Raw genomic sequence first — 14,968 nt, 5'->3', positions numbered from 1 at the left:
AACGCCTGCGGCCAAGGACGCTTTTACGCTAATATACATTAATTGTCTCAAATTATGTGGTTAATGGGACTTCCGACGCAGCAAGGTTCGTGCCAGTTCCAAAACGCATCGCGCGCGTGGCGGAAATCCGTCAGCACGCATGCAAGTTCATTTTGTTCCGCATTCAAAACTGTAAGATTATTCGACAGAATTCCTCGCCCCCACCGGATCGCCCCGCGTGATTGCCGTCTTCGATGCCCTTGCCGCTTGCGACTCCCGCCCGACCCGCCTATACGCCGCGCTCCCGGTTTCTAGGGGTGTAGCTCAGTTGGTAGAGCATCGGTCTCCAAAACCGAGGGCCGTGGGTTCGAGTCCCTCCGCCCCTGCCATCCTATGGACTGGCAGAATAGAGACGGGGACATTAGGTTAGGCTCATACCGCCGGCGCCACCCAGAAAGCCGGGTGGCAGCGGGCGTTTTGTTGTACCCGGAAGAAGTCGAGAGGGCGGAGCGTCAGAATGGCAAGGTCAAGTCCAGGTCAGTTCGTGCGCGAAGTGCGGCAGGAAATGTCGAAGGTGACATGGCCTACAAGGCGCGAGACAATGATCACGACCATCATGGTCCTGATCATGACAGCGCTTCTGAGCGTCTTCTTTCTGGGCGTGGACGCATTGCTGGGCAATCTGATCCAGCTCGTCCTGTCGGTCGGTTGATAAGGTAAGGGTTGAAATGGCAGCGCGCTGGTACATCGTACAGGCCTATTCGGGCTTCGAAAACAAGGTGAAGGAGGCCATCCTCGCCGAGGCGGAGCGCACCGGGCTATCCGAACTGATCGAGGCGATCGAGGTTCCGACCGAGGAAGTGACAGAGATCAAGCGCGGCAAGAAGGTTCAGACCGAACGCCGCTTCTTCCCCGGTTATGTGCTGGCAAAGCTGCACATGTCCGATGACAGTTTCCACCTGATCAACAACACGCCGAAGGTTACGGGCTTTCTGGGCGCCAATGGCAAGCCCAGCCCGATCAGCCAGGCCGAGGCCGACCGTATCATGTCGACCAAGGAAGAGCAGGCCAACGCACCCAAGCAGCAGGTCAAGGTCGACTTCGAGATCGGCGACGAGGTCAAGGTTCTCGACGGGCCGTTTGCCAGCTTCAACGGCATTGTCGAGGAAATCGATTTCGAGAAGGGCCGCGTAAAGGTTTCCGTCTCCATCTTTGGTCGCGCAACCCCGGTCGAACTCAATTTCGACCAGGTCGAACGGCAGAAATAAACAGGACTTTACCGTTATCCCGGCAGAGGCCGGGATCCTCCTCCCGCCATCGCCGCCTGCGGGAGGATTTCGAACATGGCCCCGGCCTTCGCCGGGGTGACGGTTTTGAAGAGGTGGCAAACAAACCGCGGAAGGCGCGCTTCGGCACGCTGCTTGACCGCTAAGTCTGAGAAAGGACGAACATGGCCAAGAAGATTACTGGCTACATCAAACTGCAGGTGCCCGCGGGCGCCGCGAATCCGTCGCCACCGCTTGGCCCCGCATTGGGTCAGCGCGGGGTCAACATTATGGAATTCACGAAGGCGTTCAACGCCGCGACGCAGGATCTGGAGAAAAACTCCCCGATCCCGACGGTTATCACCGTCTATGCCGACCGGTCGTTCAGCTTCACGACCAAGACGCCGCCAGCCTCCTACTATATCAAGCAGGCCACCAAGCTGAAGTCCGGCGCCAAGGCGCCCGGTACGGAGATTGCGGGTCAGATCAAGCGCAGCCAGATCCGCGAAATCGCCGAGGCGAAGATGGCCGATCTTTCCGCAAACGATCTCGATCAGGCCGAGAAGATCATCGCCGGGTCCGCCCGTTCGATGGGCATCGAAGTGGTGGAGGGCTAAGATCATGGCACAGCAGACGAAAAAGCGTAAGGACCTGGAAAAGAAGGTCGACGCCGAGAAGTTTTACAGCCCGTCCGCCGCCATCAAGCTGGTGAAGGAGCTGGCAACGGCGAAGTTCGACGAGACCATCGAAGTCGCGATGAACCTGGGCGTCGATCCCCGTCACGCGGACCAGCAGGTGCGCGGTATGGTGTCCCTGCCCAAGGGTACGGGCAAGACCATGAAGGTCGCCGTCTTTGCCAAGGGCGATAATGTGGCCAAGGCCGAGGCAGCAGGCGCGGATCGCGTCGGCGCGGAGGACCTGATGGAGGATATGCAGGCAGGCAATCTCGATTATGACCGCGTCATCGCGACGCCGGACATGATGGGCGTCGTCGGTCGCCTGGGTAAGGTTCTGGGGCCGAAGGGCCTGATGCCGAACCCCAAGTTGGGCACCGTCACCATGGACGTCGCCAAGGCTGTCGAGGACGCAAAGAGCGGCCAGGTGCAGTACCGCGTCGAGAAGGCGGGTATCGTTCACGCCGGCATTGGCAAGGCCAGCTTCAGCGAGGCCGACCTGATGGAAAACTTCAACGCGCTCCTGAATGCCGTCGTCAAGGCGAAGCCCTCAGGCGCGAAGGGCAAATATGTCCGCAAGCTCGCGGTCAGCTCGTCGATGGGTGCAGGCGTGAAGGTCGATCTGGCGGAAACCGACGCGATCTAAGCGTACCGCTAAATTTTAGAACTATCGGGGCCGGCAGGGGAAACTCTTCCGGCCCTTTTCTTTAGGCAGCCCTTAGCTGGCCGACGAAGCCCTGTGTCGAGCGGGAGAGATCTTCCGCCCCCTTCGTCAACGCCTCGGCGGCGGCGGCGACCGCGCCCGACAATGTGTCGGTGGTCGACACTCGCTGCATCAAACGCTCGATCTCGACCGAGATTTCTTTCACCTGTTCCGACGCCAGGCGGGCGCTATCTTCAATATCGGACGTGGTCCGGCCCTGTTCCTCGATCGCGGTGGAAATGACAGAGGAGCTGCCCAGAAGATCGGCTGTCATCCTGCGAATTGTGTCAATGGAGCCTGTCGCGCGTGCCGCATCCGTGCCCACCTCCGACAATAGTGCATCGATGCGCTGCGTCGCGTTCACAGTCCTGGCGGCGAGAGTCTTCACCTCCTGCGCCACAACGGAAAAACCGCGCCCCGCTTCGCCCGCGCGCGCCGCCTCTATGGTCGCGTTCAGCGACAGCAGGTTCGTCTGATCGGAAATTTCCCGGATCAAGCCCACGAACTCCTCGATATTCGTCGCGCGCCCGGCAAGTTCCGTAACAGCCGTGACACCCGCCTGCGACTGCCGGTCCGCATCGGCACTGATGCGAACCTGCTGGTCGCTGTTCTGCGCGATCTCGGCAACCGACCCCGCAATGGCGCTGGTTCCGTGCGCGACCTGCTGTGCGAAGGACGCCGCCGCGCGTGCCAGGCGATCAACGCTCGTGGCGTCCTGATGCGACTTGCTGGAGACATCGCGCAATTGCCGCGATGTCCCATTCAGGCGCTCGGCCTCCGCGCTCAGGCTGATCACGACGGAGGAGATGGACGCCTCGAAATTCTCTGCGAGTTCCAACAGGTCTTTCCGCCGCCGGGCTTCGGCTTCCCGTTCAGCCGATTGGCGTTCGGCGGCCGCGGTGGCCGCACGACGTTCTGCATCGGCACGGGCCGCGAGCGCCGACTCTGCCTCTCGGCGGGCATCCTCTGCCGTCTTGCGGTGCGCCTCGATAATGTCGCGCTCGCGCGCCTGCTGCAGCGACAGGATTCGGACCCGCTCGACCAGCAGGATCAGAACGGCAACCTGTATCGTGACAGCCAGGGCATGCACGAAAACCCGCGTCAGCTGGCCGCTGCCCAAGAAGACCCATTCGGGTGCGATATAGTTCAAGAGAAGATGATGAACGGCGGTCAGCGTGCCGGCGGCGATCAGTGGCCAGCGATCGCACAGCAGCGTCAGGCCGGCCAGCGCGACAAAGAAATACATGTGCATGTCGATCTGCCAGGGCTGAACCTGGAACAAATAGACCAGCGCGGCCGGGTGCACGGCCATCATCAATCCGATAGCGACATGAACGGCCGTCCCCCTCTGCCCTCTCCACACGAGCAGGCTGGGCACGATATTGGCGATCGCGGACGCGGTGACGGCCGCCGCCGCAGCCTCATATTGCAGCAGTACGCCGAACACCGCCAGCAGGGCCGTGGCTACCCACCCGGCGACCACCAGATACCTGGCCCCGGTGAACTGCATGTCGGCAAATGGCTTCGTCGAACTGTCTGTCTTCATGATAATCCAGCCCCGCACCCCGCACGCGGCGCGGCAACGACCAATCGTCCGCGCTGCAGCATGTTTAGAAAACGCCCGTGATGGTCCCCAGCCACGACAATGCTGCCCACGATGGGTCCGGCATCGAGGGGGATCAGCCCCTCCTGATAAAGGTCTTTCATCAGTGTCATTCCGGCCGCCGGCGTCAACGGAATGACGATCGCGCGCCCTTTCGTCGGAGCCAGGGCGAGGAGTGCCAATGCCACAAATACGCTCAGCCCCTGCACGATGCAGAGGCCCACAGCATTAAGGGGGGGACGCATGTTACTCATTGATTTCGCGCTATGCCGCCGTGGTTAAATTTACGTTCGTTCTGAATTTAATTGGGTGCGTTACAGCGCCGCAGTTGCCCCACCCACCCCACGCGTCCACGCTTGACTTGACGTGCAGGCATTGTAAGGGCCTGTGACGATTTCCACTGCTCCCTCTTAGGGGGTCGGAAACGCCGTCCGAGACTGCAGGCGGCTTCGCGAGAGGCCTTAAATTCCGCCCGCATAGACGAAGAGAGATACCGGACCTGCCATAGTGGCGGGATCCTCCTCACTTCTTCACGGACAATTCATGGTCCTGCTTCGGCGGGTCCGAACTTGAGCCGTTCCCGGCCATTGTCGGGGACATTGTTAGGAGTTGAGCATGGATCGCGCAGAAAAATCCGCGTTGGTCGAGCAGCTGAACGCTACCTTCAAGGAAACGGCCGTCGTTGTGGTTACCCGCAACCATGGTCTGACCGTCGCGAATGTCACCGAGCTTCGCGGGAAGATGCGGGGAGTTGGCGCCGACTATAAGGTCGCGAAGAACAGGCTCGCCAAGATCGCGCTGGAGGGCACGCAATACGCCCCCATCGCCGACATGCTGGTCGGCCCAACTGCATTGGCGACCTCCGATGACCCGGTGGCCGCAGCAAAGGCCGCAAACGATTTCGCAAAGGCTAATGATAAGCTCGAAATCGTCGGCGGTGCCATGGGCGACACGCTATTGTCGGCCGACGAAGTGAAGCAGCTCGCTTCGCTGCCGTCGCTCGACGAGCTGCGCGCGACGATCGTTGGCCTCGTCGTGGCACCCGCCACGAAGATCGCCCAGATCGCCGCCGCACCGGCCGGTCAGTTGGCCCGCGTTCTTGGCGCATATGCCGCCAAGGAAGACGCCTGAGTTTTCGTTTCAACCGAACCAATAGCCTCGGCATGAGGCGAAAAACCAAAAGGAATTAGTAACATGGCAGATCTCGAAAAAATCGTTGAACAGCTCTCCGAGCTGACCGTCCTTGAAGCAGCCGATCTTTCCAAGATGCTGGAAGAGAAGTGGGGCGTTTCCGCTGCTGCAGCCGTGGCCGCTGCCCCGGCAGCTGCTGGCGGCGAAGCCGCAGCCGTTGAAGAAAAGGACGAATTCGACGTCATCCTGACCGGCGACGGCGGCAAGAAAATCCAGGTCATCAAGGAGGTCCGCGCGATCACCGGCCTGGGCCTGGGCGATGCCAAGGCACTGGTCGAGGGCGCGCCGAAGGCCGTCAAGGAAGGCGTCAACAAGGCTGAAGCCGAAGAGATCAAGTCGAAGATCGAAGCAGCCGGCGGCACCGTCGAGCTGAAGTAAGGAAAGCACGTCGCGCGTGGTACCCACGTGCGGCGGCTTACCGGAAAGAAGGGCGGTCTCCTTGGGGAGGCTGCCCTTTTTTGATTCACGGCAACGACACAAAGATTTGATCTGACGGAAACGCAGCTGTTCTCGATCCTTCACATGCAGTGATTATCGATCCTCCGATGACGATTTCGATCATCGAGCGCCTCGCATCACTGGACTGCCGCCTTCCCGGCGGACTGGAAATCCTGTTCCTGGCCAAACATGCCCGCAGCAGCGGCATGCCCCATGCCACCGACGGCAATCATGCGCTCTATCATTACGAGCTTCGCGAAACCCTGCGCGGCCTGGGCATCAATCTGCAAACCGCCGACGATTATCACGCCGTGATGGAGCGGCCATCTGCCGATTTCGTCATTCCACTACTGAACCGCGGCGGCTTCCAGAACAGCGAAATGCTGGCACCCCTGTTGCTGGAGCGCAGCGGCGTTCCATTTCTGGGCGCCAGTTCGATCCTGCGCGGCATTGCGGATGACAAGCACGCTGCGAAGCTCGCCATCGCCCATGCCGGCGTGCCCACGATGGCGTGGCAGGTTTACCGGCGCGGCAATCACGATCTGTTGCCGCCGACGTTCCGCACCGAACGTCTCGTCGTAAAGCCGAACAATTCGTCCGCGTCCTGGGGACTCGCGATCGTCGACGGCTGGGCCCAGGCCGAGCCGAAGGTGCGCGCGCTTCAGGCCCAGGGGCATGACGTGATCGTCGAACGCTGGGTGCCCGAGGTCGATATCGGCGTCCCTGTTATTGGCGGCGCGGACGGTCAGCCTGTGATCCTGCCGCCGCTCCAATATGTTCACGACCCCGCAACCTGCTTTCGCAGTTACGAGCAAAAGCGCGGCCTGAAAGGGGACGCGGGCGACGACCGGCTGGAGCCTGTGGAGGACCCCTACCTCCGTTGCGAGATCGAGCGGCTGACCGCTCTCGCGGCACAGGAATTCTGGCCGTTCGATTATGGTCGCTTCGAATTCCGCTATGATCCTGCGACCGGAGCCCTGCACTTCATGGAGGTGAACCTCTCCTGCAATTTGTGGTCGCGCAAAACCATAGCCCGGGCAGCCGCCCTGGTCGGCATTTCCTACCCGCGCCTGATCGAGGCGATCCTGGCCCACAGCCTGGAACGGCAAGGCCTTCTGCTAGCGGCGGAGCCGTCACGGATAGCGGCATGATCGCGCCGATACGGACGGCGCTTGTGCTGGCAGGGCGGCGTGATGGAACCGTCGACCCCTTTGCCGCCGATCACGGTGTGCAGGACAAATGCCTGATCCCGGTCGCGGGCTTGCCGATGATCACCCATATCGTGACATCCTTGTGGCAGACGAAGCGGTTGGAGCACATCCTGATTTCGTCGAACGACGCCGATGCCATCCGCACAGTACCGGTCGTCGCCCGACTGGAGCGAGAGGGGCGGCTGGGCTTTGTCGCAGCCGACGACAATATTGCCGGTTCGGTGCTGAAGGCGGCGCGGCGGGCCGAATTCCCGTTGCTGGTTACAACTGCCGATAATTGCCTGTTCGATTCGTCCGCGATCACCGAATTTGGGGTCGCCGCCCACGCCCTCGATTCCGATATTGCTGTCGGCTTCGCGCCGAAGGATGCGATCCTGTCAGCGCATCCAGACGGGCAGCGCAAATTCTACCAGTTCAGCGACATGGCGGTATCCACCTGCAACGCCTATTGGATCCGCAACCGAGAGGCGCTGGGTGCGGTTGAGACTTTCCGCGGCGGCGGCCAGTTCGTCAGACATCCGCTGAGAATCGCGCAGGCCTTTGGCATTTGGAACCTGATCCGCTTCCGCTTCGGCATGGGAACGCTGGAGGCTGCGTTCAGACGCTTCTCCCGGCGATTCAGGCTCGACATGCGCGCGATCCTGTTGACGAACGGCGCCTGCGCGATCGACGTCGACAATGAACGGACGCTACGCGTCACCGAAGAGATTCTGGCACAGCGCGCCGAACCGCTGCTCACAGGCAGCGCCCGGGAGCAGCAGTTCGCCGTCGCGGCGCGCCTTAGTTCGGTTTGACGAACTTCAACGTCATGCGGTCCGACTCGCCGATAGCGGCATATCTTTCTCGCTCGGCATCCCCCTCGGCAAAGCTGGGCGGCAGGGTCCAGACCCCCTTCGGATAATCTGCGGTATCATTGGGATTGGCGTTGATTTCGCTTTCCCCTGCCAGTTCGAAACCGGCGGCCTCCGCCATGCCCACAATGACGGACTGCTTCATATAGCCTGACGTCTTCATCAGCTCGTCGTCGGCGCTTTCCGGCAGGCGGTGCTCGACGACGCCCAGCACGCCTCCAGGCTTCAGTGCGTCATAGAAGCTTTGAAAAGCCTTTGCAGCCGTATCGCCCATGTACCAATTATGCACGTTCCTGAACGTCAGGACCATGTCCGCGCTGCCGTCGGGGACGCTCAATTCGCCATCCGAGAAAACCGCCAGTTGCGTATTTGCATAGACAGGGTTCGCGTCCAGCTTCTCCTGAAAGCGCGCGACGGCAGCCGCTGCCCGTTCGCTGGCCGCAGGGTCGGTATGGGCGGCATAAAGCGTACCGTTAGAGCCAACCGCAGGCGACAGGATTTCCGTGTACCAGCCACCGCCCGGCGCGATCTCCACGACGGTCATGTCAGGCTGCACACCAAAGAATGCCAGCGTCTCTGCCGGGTGACGATATTGATCGCGCGCCATTGTTTCCGCCGATCTCTGCTCGCCGCCCAGGATCGCCTTATAATCGACCGACGGGGGCGGCATCTCTGCGCCAGCGGTTTCCATCGGTGCGGCCGGTTCGGAAACCGCCGCGCCTTCGCCCACTCCCTCCTCGGGCGTGCAGGCAGACATCATCGTTGCGGCAGACAATAAAAGTGCGATCCGGATCATGGCTGGACTCCCTCGTTTGGCCATTGCGCTCTTTACCATAAAGCGTGTCGGCCTATGTGGCGAGCCATGGGATTCGAGGCGACATTATGGGCACTGGCGGCAGGATTGATTGGTCTCGTGGCGGGGGCGCTCGGGGCGCGGCGCAAGCCCACCGGATTTAAGGTGGGCTTTGTCCCGTGGCATGCGATCCTTTTCTTGTCGCTTGCCGTCTCCCTGCTGATGGCTGCGCATCTTCCTGCCGTCTGGCCACGATGATCGGTACGCCTAGGCGGGAACCATGTCGCCTGGGTCCGAGCCATTTTCTCCCTGCAACGCCTTTGCCTCGCGAGCCCGCTCCTTCTGCGCTTCCTTTTCTTCCTCGTCGGCGGCATCTCCCCCCGGCGGGACATAGGCGATCACATAATCGCCCTCGGCAACCGTGGGCTTCGCGGCGCTGGTGAAGAATTTGACCACACGTTCCGGCGTTATGACAGCCAGCAGTTCGCTCTTGCCGCTCAGACGGGCCTTCAGGTCGTTCAGAGTATATTTCTCGCCGATCCGCGTCTGGCGGAAATCCCAACCCTGTTCCTGTCGGCTGAGAAGCTCGATCAGGCCGGCAGAACTGTTCATCAACATACGGCCTTTCAGGGCGCTCGGCAGCCCCTTGGTCGCATTATTCTCTTCATTGCCCAGCTGGAAAACCTTGTTGCGACCGATTTCGGGGCCAAGCTCGGCGCAGATCAGCGAATTATAGGCGTCATTGTCGGTCGCGGCGATGACCGACTGGAACGAGAAGATATCGAGATGATCCTCGTGGATCGCCTCCAGCGCCTCTCCATGAAACGTCTCCACACCTTTCTGGCGCGCACGACGCAACGCCAGGAAGCTATTGTCCGCGATCGTCACGGGCACCTCACGCTTCACCAGCGCCTCAGCCAGCTCGATCGACCAGCGCGTCGCCCCGACAATCAGTACGCTGCGTCCCGGCCCCTGGTCGATATCGAGCTTTTGCGCCAACCACTTGGCACTGAACCCATGCGCCAGAATGGTAATGATCACGACTGCGAACGCCAAAGGCATCAGCGCACCGGCATCCTGAAACCCAAGTTCCTCCAGCCGTATGGCGAAAAGGCCCGTAATGGCGACGCAGACCACACCGCGCGGCGCAATCCAGGCCATGAATAGCCGTTCCTTCCACGGAATGGACGAAAACAGCAGCGGCACCAAAACGCTCAAAGGGCGCACAACGAAGAGCAGCAGCACCAGAAACAGGATAAACCGCAGTTCGAACCGCTGGATCAGCTCCCAATCCAGCGTGGCGGACAGGATCACGAACACGCCGGAAATCAACAGGATAGTGACACTTTCCTTGAAGCGCCGCATCTCTCCGAAGCTTTCCATCTTCATGTTCGCCATCGCGACGCCCATGGCGGTAACGGTCAAGAGACCGGTTTCATGTTCAACCGAATCGGCAATGACAAACCCGGCAATCACAAGCGCGAAGACGACAGGTACCTTCAGAAATTCGGGTACCAGCCCGCGCGGAAACAGATAGGCGACCAGCCATGCGAGAACTATGCCGAGGCCGATGGCGAACAGAGACGCCAGTCCGACATGCATGCCGATATCGGCCAATGCACTGCCCGGGCTCACCTCTGTCGTATTCACATAAGCGAGCGTCAGCACGGCAAGAAGCGCGCCGATGGGATCGTTTACGATGCCTTCCCATTTAAGAATATCGCGAGGGCGGTTGCCGATGCGCAACTGCCGCAGCATCGGCCCGATCACAGTCGGACCGGTGACCACCAATATGCCGCCGAACAGAATCGCAGGCTCCCACGCTATATCGGCGGCGTAGTGCAATGCCGCGGAACCGAGGCCCCAGGCAATCAACGTGCCCAGCGTCACAAGCCGCGCCACCCCCCAGCCCGCATGTTTCAACTCGCGGAAATTCAGGCTCAGACCGCCTTCGAACAGGATGATCGCCACCGCCAGCTTCACCGCCGGCTGGTACAGCGCGCCAAAGTCCTGTTCCGGATTGATGAAGCCGGTGATTGGTCCGGCGATAATTCCGCCTGCCAGCATCAGCGCAATCGCGGGCCAGCCGGTCCGCCATGCAACCCACTGGGCGAAGATGCCGATGGCGCCAATGGCGGCCAGCTTTACGGTCAGGTCCATAGCTGAGTCACGTGCACCAAGTGCCCCCCAAATTGCAACATTGCCAACAGCAACGCAGCTCCGCGCCATGTGTTGCCGAATGGATCACCCGCGTCAAAGGATTCCCAAACCGCCCGTCTCCTTCTAAAAGCGGAAAATGATGAACAATTCCGTTTTTGGTATCAGCGAATCGGTCTCGGGGCGCAGCTGGCGCTGGCGCGGAGGGCGGGCGACGGAAACAGGCCACGATCTGGTGCGGCAATTATTCCTGGCCCGCGGTGCACATGCAGACAGCATAGAGAGGCTGCGCGCGCCGACGATCCGCGACCTTTTGCCCGACCCTTCCATCTTCCTCGGCATGGATGTCGCCTCCCGCCGTACGGCAGATGCGATTTTGAAGGGCGAACGGATCGTCATTTTTGGCGATTATGACGTTGACGGCGCAACCAGTGCCGCCCTTTTGATCCGGCACATCAAGGCATGCGGAGGCACGGTCGGCCATTATATCCCCGACCGCCTGCTGGAAGGGTACGGCCCCAGTGCCAGCGCCCTGTCGGCATTGAAGGAATCCGGCGCGGACCTCGTCATCTGCGTTGATTGCGGCACACAGGGTTTCGCGGCGCTGGAGGCCGCTGAGGCCTGCGGTTTGGAAGTGATCGTCGTCGACCATCACAAGGCATCGACCGCGCTGCCGCCCGCCATTGCCATCGTCAATCCGAACCGGATGGATGAGTGCGTGGAGGCGGCGGCATACGGTCATCTTGCGGCAGTGGGCATGGCATTCCTCCTCGCAGTTGCCGTGTCCCGCGACCTGAGGGGACGCGGCCATTTTGGCGGTCAGGCAGAGCCCAATCTGATGGGCCTCCTCGACCTCGTAGCGCTCGGCACGGTTGCCGATGTGGTCCCCCTGACCGGACTTAACCGCGCTTTTGTCGCACAGGGCCTGAAGATCATGGCCGCGCGCGGGAATCGCGGGCTTGCGGCGTTGACCGCCGCCGCCGGGCTGGAGCGGTCTCCGGGCGCGGGCGACCTCGGATTTGCGCTTGGCCCGCGCATCAATGCCGGTGGCCGCGTGGGCCGGGCCGACCTCGGTGTGCGTCTGCTGACCAGCGAAGGCGACGAGGAATGCACCGGCCTTGCTGAAGAACTAAATCGTCTGAATCAGGAACGCCGCGCCATTGAGGCGGATGTGACAGAAGGCGCGCTCGCTGCCGCTGCCCGTACCGGCAACATGCCGGTCGTCGTCGTGTCGGGCGCAGGCTGGCATCCCGGTGTGATCGGCATTGCCGCCAGCCGCCTGAAGGACCGGCTCGGCCGCCCTGCCATCGTTATAGGCACGGATGAACATGGCGTCGGCAAGGGGTCCGGTCGCTCGATCGCGGGCGTCGATCTGGGCGGTGCCATCCTGTCGGCAAAAGAGCACGGACTGATTTCTGCCGGGGGCGGGCATGCAATGGCGGCGGGGCTGACGGTGCAGGCCGATGGCGTCGAGCGTCTGGCCGACTTCCTGTGCGAACGCCTGGCAAAGCAGGTCGCGCAGGCGGAGGGAGAGCGGTCGCTCGACCTCGACTTGGCCCTGGCACCGGGCGGCGTGACGCCAGACCTGGCGGAGGAACTGGAGGCGGCGGCCCCCTATGGCGCGGGCTGGCCAGCCCCCCGCATCGCCGCGGGACCGGTCACCGTCGTCGATTGCGGCGTCGTGGGCAGCGGACATGTGCGTGCGGTATTGGCTGGCGCCGACGGGCGCAGAATGAAGGCCATCGCCTTTCGTGCAGAGGATACGCCGCTGGGCGCCGCCATCCTGACGGCGGCCGGACGGCGCCTTTACGTCGCAGGCCGGGTGAAGCGCGACGACTGGAACGCGACACCGCGTGCGGAACTGCACCTGGAGGATGCCGCCTGGGCCTGAAGCGTCCATTTTATCGTCAAGGTAGCGAAAATCGGCGCTTTCCTGTAGCGGCGTCGCACGCATCCAGTCTCTACATCTAAATCAAGGCCAGACATGACCCACAGCACCCGTGCGAACATCAGCGTTGACGATCGCCTGATCGAGTTTGTCGAGAACCGCGCCCTGCCCGGCACCACCGTTGACAAGGACGCATTCTGGAACGGCCTGTCCGCCATCGTCCGCGATCTGGCGCCGGTGAACGCAAAGCTGCTGTCGAAACGTGATGTGCTGCAAAAACTGCTGAACGAATATTATGCCCGGCAGAAGGGCCAGCCCTTGGATGTGGATGCCCAGATCAAGGAACTGACCCGTATCGGCTACCTCGTCGAGGCGCCGAAACCTTTCAAGATCGAGACGAGGAACGTCGATCCCGAACTGTCCACCATTGCCGGTCCGCAACTGGTCGTGCCCGTCACCAATGCCCGCTATGCGCTGAATGCGGCCAATGCGCGCTGGGGCAGCCTTTATGACGCCCTTTACGGCACCGATGTTCTGGGATCGCGGCCGCCCGCAGGCGACTATGATGCCGACCGGGGGCAGCAGGTCATCGCCTATGCCAAGGCTTTCCTGGACAAGAATTTCAAGCTGGCGTCCACCACGCATGATCGCCTGCCGGCGTACAAGGTGGTCGGTGGCCAGCTGGCGCCGACGCTGAAGCAGCCGGAACAGTTCGTCGGCTGGCGCGGGGATGCGGACGCCCCGACCGCCATTCTTCTGAAGAACAACGGCCTGCACATCGAAATCCAGATCGACCGCGACAACCCCATTGGCAAGACGGACAAGGCGGGCGTGGCGGATATCCTGGTGGAAGCCGCGATTTCCACCATCATCGACTGCGAAGACAGTGTCGCCGCCGTCGATGCGGAGGACAAGGTGCTGGCCTATGGAAACTGGCTGGGCCTGATGCAGGGCGACCTTTCCGAAAGCGTCACGAAAGGAAGCAAGACCTTCACCCGCGCGCTTGCTGAGGACAGGGACTATACCGCGCCCGACGGTTCCACGCTGACACTGATGGGGCGGTCGATGCTGCTGGTCCGCAATGTGGGCCATCATCTGATGACCGACATGGTGCGCGACGCCAATGGCAACAAGGTTCCCGAAACGCTGGTCGACGCCGCCATCACCGCGCTCTGCGCCCTGCACGACCAGGGCACGAACAGCCGCGAAGGGTCCGTCTATATCGTCAAGCCAAAGCTGCACGGCCCGGAAGAGGTCGCCTTTGCCTGCGATCTGTTCGACCGCGTCGAAAAGATCCTCGGCATGGCGCCCAACACGCTGAAGATCGGCGTCATGGACGAGGAACGCCGCACCAGCGCCAATCTTGCCGCCTGCATCCATGCGGCCAGAAAGCGCCTCGTCTTCATCAACACCGGCTTTCTCGACCGTACCGGCGATGAAATCCACACGGTGATGAAGGGCGGCGCGGTCAAGCGAAAGGCCAATATCAAGCAGGATCCGTGGATCGACGCCTATGAGGCTCGCAATGTCGGCATCGGCCTCGCCTGCGGGCTGAAGGGGAAGGCGCAGATCGGCAAGGGCATGTGGGCCGCGCCCGACATGATGGCCGACATGATGGAACAGAAGATCGGTCATTTGCGCGCGGGCGCCACCTGCGCCTGGGTGCCCAGCCCCACGGCCGCCACGCTGCATGCGCTGCATTATCATCAGGAGGATGTGCTCGCACGTCAGGATGAACTGGCGCGCGATCCGGTAACCGGGCGCCTCGGCGACCTTCTGACGCCGCCGCTTGCCCAGGGCCATAATTGGTCGGCAGACGAAATAGCCGAGGAGCTTGAGAATAATTGCCAGGGCATTTTGGGCTATGTCGTTCGCTGGGTCGATGCGGGCGTCGGCTGTTCAAAAGTACCCGACGTTCACGATGTCGGTCTGATGGAAGACCGCGCCACCCTGCGCATCAGCGCCCAGCATATCGCCAATTGGCTGCTGCACGGCGTTGTCACTGAAAAGCAGGTCAGAAAGACGCTGCACAAAATGGCGGAGGTCGTCGACCGGCAGAATGCGAAAGACCCCACCTACACCCCCATGGCGCCGGGCTTTTCCGGCCCCGCCTATCGCGCGGCAGAGGCGCTGGTCCTGAAGGGTGCGGCACAGCCGAATGGCTACACCGAATTCCTGCTAACCGAATGGCGACAGAAGGCGAAGGCCTAGGTCC

At 61.8% G+C, this 14,968-nt stretch carries 14 protein-coding genes and 1 tRNA gene; 11 read left to right on the top strand and 4 right to left on the bottom strand.

Translation table 11 applies throughout. From position 1 onward, the window contains the following. The first annotated feature begins 292 nt into the window (after positions 1 to 292). The 5 genes from ACSMXM_RS15945 (at position 293) to rplA (ending at position 2,564) form a co-directional block, all read left to right on the top strand. A tRNA-Trp gene (locus tag ACSMXM_RS15945) sits at positions 293 to 368 on the top strand. A gap of 128 nt (positions 369 to 496) precedes the next feature. Then, positions 497 to 691 carry a preprotein translocase subunit SecE gene (gene secE, locus ACSMXM_RS15940; RefSeq protein WP_460317423.1) on the top strand — a complete coding sequence of 65 codons (195 nt, stop codon included), beginning with the start codon at positions 497 to 499 and terminating at the stop codon, positions 689 to 691. A gap of 16 nt (positions 692 to 707) precedes the next feature. After that, positions 708 to 1,247, top strand: coding sequence for a transcription termination/antitermination protein NusG (gene nusG, locus ACSMXM_RS15935; protein ID WP_460317421.1), 540 nt, complete (start codon positions 708 to 710; stop codon positions 1,245 to 1,247). Between the two features lie 182 nt (positions 1,248 to 1,429). After that, the gene (gene rplK / locus ACSMXM_RS15930) at positions 1,430 to 1,861 is read left to right on the top strand and encodes a 50S ribosomal protein L11 (protein WP_460317420.1); all 432 of its coding nucleotides are present in this window, start codon (positions 1,430 to 1,432) and stop codon (positions 1,859 to 1,861) included. A gap of 4 nt (positions 1,862 to 1,865) precedes the next feature. Then, positions 1,866 to 2,564 (top strand): 50S ribosomal protein L1, encoded by a 699-nt coding sequence (gene rplA / locus ACSMXM_RS15925; RefSeq protein WP_460317419.1) that lies wholly within the window; start codon positions 1,866 to 1,868, stop codon positions 2,562 to 2,564. Positions 2,565 to 2,625: 61 nt separating this feature from the next. On the opposite strand, the gene ACSMXM_RS15920 is transcribed toward rplA, so the two are convergent. Both ACSMXM_RS15920 and ACSMXM_RS15915 read right to left on the bottom strand, forming a co-directional pair. Next, the gene (locus ACSMXM_RS15920; protein WP_460317418.1) at positions 2,626 to 4,167 is read right to left on the bottom strand and encodes a methyl-accepting chemotaxis protein; all 1,542 of its coding nucleotides are present in this window, start codon (positions 4,165 to 4,167) and stop codon (positions 2,626 to 2,628) included. Further along, complete coding sequence (locus ACSMXM_RS15915; RefSeq protein ID WP_460317417.1) at positions 4,164 to 4,478, bottom strand: hypothetical protein; 315 nt, start codon at positions 4,476 to 4,478, stop codon at positions 4,164 to 4,166. The genes ACSMXM_RS15920 and ACSMXM_RS15915 overlap by 4 nt, the downstream gene beginning before the upstream one ends. A gap of 361 nt (positions 4,479 to 4,839) precedes the next feature. On the opposite strand from ACSMXM_RS15915, the gene rplJ reads away from it, so the two are divergent. The 4 genes from rplJ (at position 4,840) to ACSMXM_RS15895 (ending at position 7,858) form a co-directional block, all read left to right on the top strand. Next, positions 4,840 to 5,355 (top strand): 50S ribosomal protein L10, encoded by a 516-nt coding sequence (gene rplJ / locus ACSMXM_RS15910; protein WP_460317416.1) that lies wholly within the window; start codon positions 4,840 to 4,842, stop codon positions 5,353 to 5,355. A 63-nt stretch (positions 5,356 to 5,418) separates the two neighbouring features. Continuing rightward, entirely contained in the window at positions 5,419 to 5,793 is a 375-nt protein-coding gene (rplL, locus tag ACSMXM_RS15905) for a 50S ribosomal protein L7/L12 (RefSeq protein ID WP_460317415.1), read from the top strand. Positions 5,794 to 5,960: 167 nt separating this feature from the next. Further along, positions 5,961 to 7,004, top strand: a complete 1,044-nt coding sequence (locus tag ACSMXM_RS15900) for a D-alanine--D-alanine ligase family protein (RefSeq protein ID WP_460317413.1) — start codon at positions 5,961 to 5,963, stop codon at positions 7,002 to 7,004. Beyond that, positions 7,001 to 7,858 carry a spore coat biosynthesis protein F gene (locus tag ACSMXM_RS15895; protein WP_460317412.1) on the top strand — a complete coding sequence of 286 codons (858 nt, stop codon included), beginning with the start codon at positions 7,001 to 7,003 and terminating at the stop codon, positions 7,856 to 7,858. The genes ACSMXM_RS15900 and ACSMXM_RS15895 overlap by 4 nt, the downstream gene beginning before the upstream one ends. On the opposite strand, the gene ACSMXM_RS15890 is transcribed toward ACSMXM_RS15895, so the two are convergent. Continuing rightward, on the bottom strand, positions 7,845 to 8,711 hold the full coding sequence (locus tag ACSMXM_RS15890; protein ID WP_460317411.1) for a class I SAM-dependent methyltransferase: 867 nt from the start codon (positions 8,709 to 8,711) through the stop codon (positions 7,845 to 7,847). The two genes, ACSMXM_RS15895 and ACSMXM_RS15890, sit on opposite strands and share 14 nt — an antisense overlap. A gap of 264 nt (positions 8,712 to 8,975) precedes the next feature. After that, the gene (locus ACSMXM_RS15885) at positions 8,976 to 10,868 is read right to left on the bottom strand and encodes a cation:proton antiporter (RefSeq protein WP_460317410.1); all 1,893 of its coding nucleotides are present in this window, start codon (positions 10,866 to 10,868) and stop codon (positions 8,976 to 8,978) included. 139 nt (positions 10,869 to 11,007) lie between these two features. On the opposite strand from ACSMXM_RS15885, the gene recJ reads away from it, so the two are divergent. Then, positions 11,008 to 12,756 carry a single-stranded-DNA-specific exonuclease RecJ gene (recJ, locus tag ACSMXM_RS15880; RefSeq protein ID WP_460317409.1) on the top strand — a complete coding sequence of 583 codons (1,749 nt, stop codon included), beginning with the start codon at positions 11,008 to 11,010 and terminating at the stop codon, positions 12,754 to 12,756. Positions 12,757 to 12,849: 93 nt separating this feature from the next. Beyond that, positions 12,850 to 14,964, top strand: coding sequence for a malate synthase G (locus tag ACSMXM_RS15875; RefSeq protein ID WP_460317408.1), 2,115 nt, complete (start codon positions 12,850 to 12,852; stop codon positions 14,962 to 14,964). The last annotated feature ends 4 nt before the right edge of the window (positions 14,965 to 14,968 follow it).

It is taken from the genome of Pacificimonas sp. ICDLI1SI03 (assembly GCF_054740865.1).
The sequence above is the reverse complement of the archived record's forward strand: the minus strand, read 5'-3'. Positions and strand labels throughout refer to the sequence as shown.

Bases quoted from the DNA above. Each gene is read 5' to 3' on its own strand.
- recJ (WP_460317409.1), top strand. From the start codon at position 11,008: ATGAACAATTCCGTTTTTGGTATCAGCGAATCGGTCTCGGGGCGCAGC.
- rplA (WP_460317419.1), top strand. From the start codon at position 1,866: ATGGCACAGCAGACGAAAAAGCGTAAGGACCTGGAAAAGAAGGTCGAC.
- ACSMXM_RS15890 (WP_460317411.1), bottom strand. From the start codon at position 8,711: ATGATCCGGATCGCACTTTTATTGTCTGCCGCAACGATGATGTCTGCC.
- ACSMXM_RS15885 (WP_460317410.1), bottom strand. From the start codon at position 10,868: ATGGACCTGACCGTAAAGCTGGCCGCCATTGGCGCCATCGGCATCTTC.
- ACSMXM_RS15920 (WP_460317418.1), bottom strand. From the start codon at position 4,167: ATGAAGACAGACAGTTCGACGAAGCCATTTGCCGACATGCAGTTCACC.
- ACSMXM_RS15900 (WP_460317413.1), top strand. From the start codon at position 5,961: ATGACGATTTCGATCATCGAGCGCCTCGCATCACTGGACTGCCGCCTT.
- nusG (WP_460317421.1), top strand. From the start codon at position 708: ATGGCAGCGCGCTGGTACATCGTACAGGCCTATTCGGGCTTCGAAAAC.
- rplK (WP_460317420.1), top strand. From the start codon at position 1,430: ATGGCCAAGAAGATTACTGGCTACATCAAACTGCAGGTGCCCGCGGGC.
- ACSMXM_RS15895 (WP_460317412.1), top strand. From the start codon at position 7,001: ATGATCGCGCCGATACGGACGGCGCTTGTGCTGGCAGGGCGGCGTGAT.
- ACSMXM_RS15875 (WP_460317408.1), top strand. From the start codon at position 12,850: ATGACCCACAGCACCCGTGCGAACATCAGCGTTGACGATCGCCTGATC.
- secE (WP_460317423.1), top strand. From the start codon at position 497: ATGGCAAGGTCAAGTCCAGGTCAGTTCGTGCGCGAAGTGCGGCAGGAA.
- ACSMXM_RS15915 (WP_460317417.1), bottom strand. From the start codon at position 4,478: ATGAGTAACATGCGTCCCCCCCTTAATGCTGTGGGCCTCTGCATCGTG.
- rplL (WP_460317415.1), top strand. From the start codon at position 5,419: ATGGCAGATCTCGAAAAAATCGTTGAACAGCTCTCCGAGCTGACCGTC.
- rplJ (WP_460317416.1), top strand. From the start codon at position 4,840: ATGGATCGCGCAGAAAAATCCGCGTTGGTCGAGCAGCTGAACGCTACC.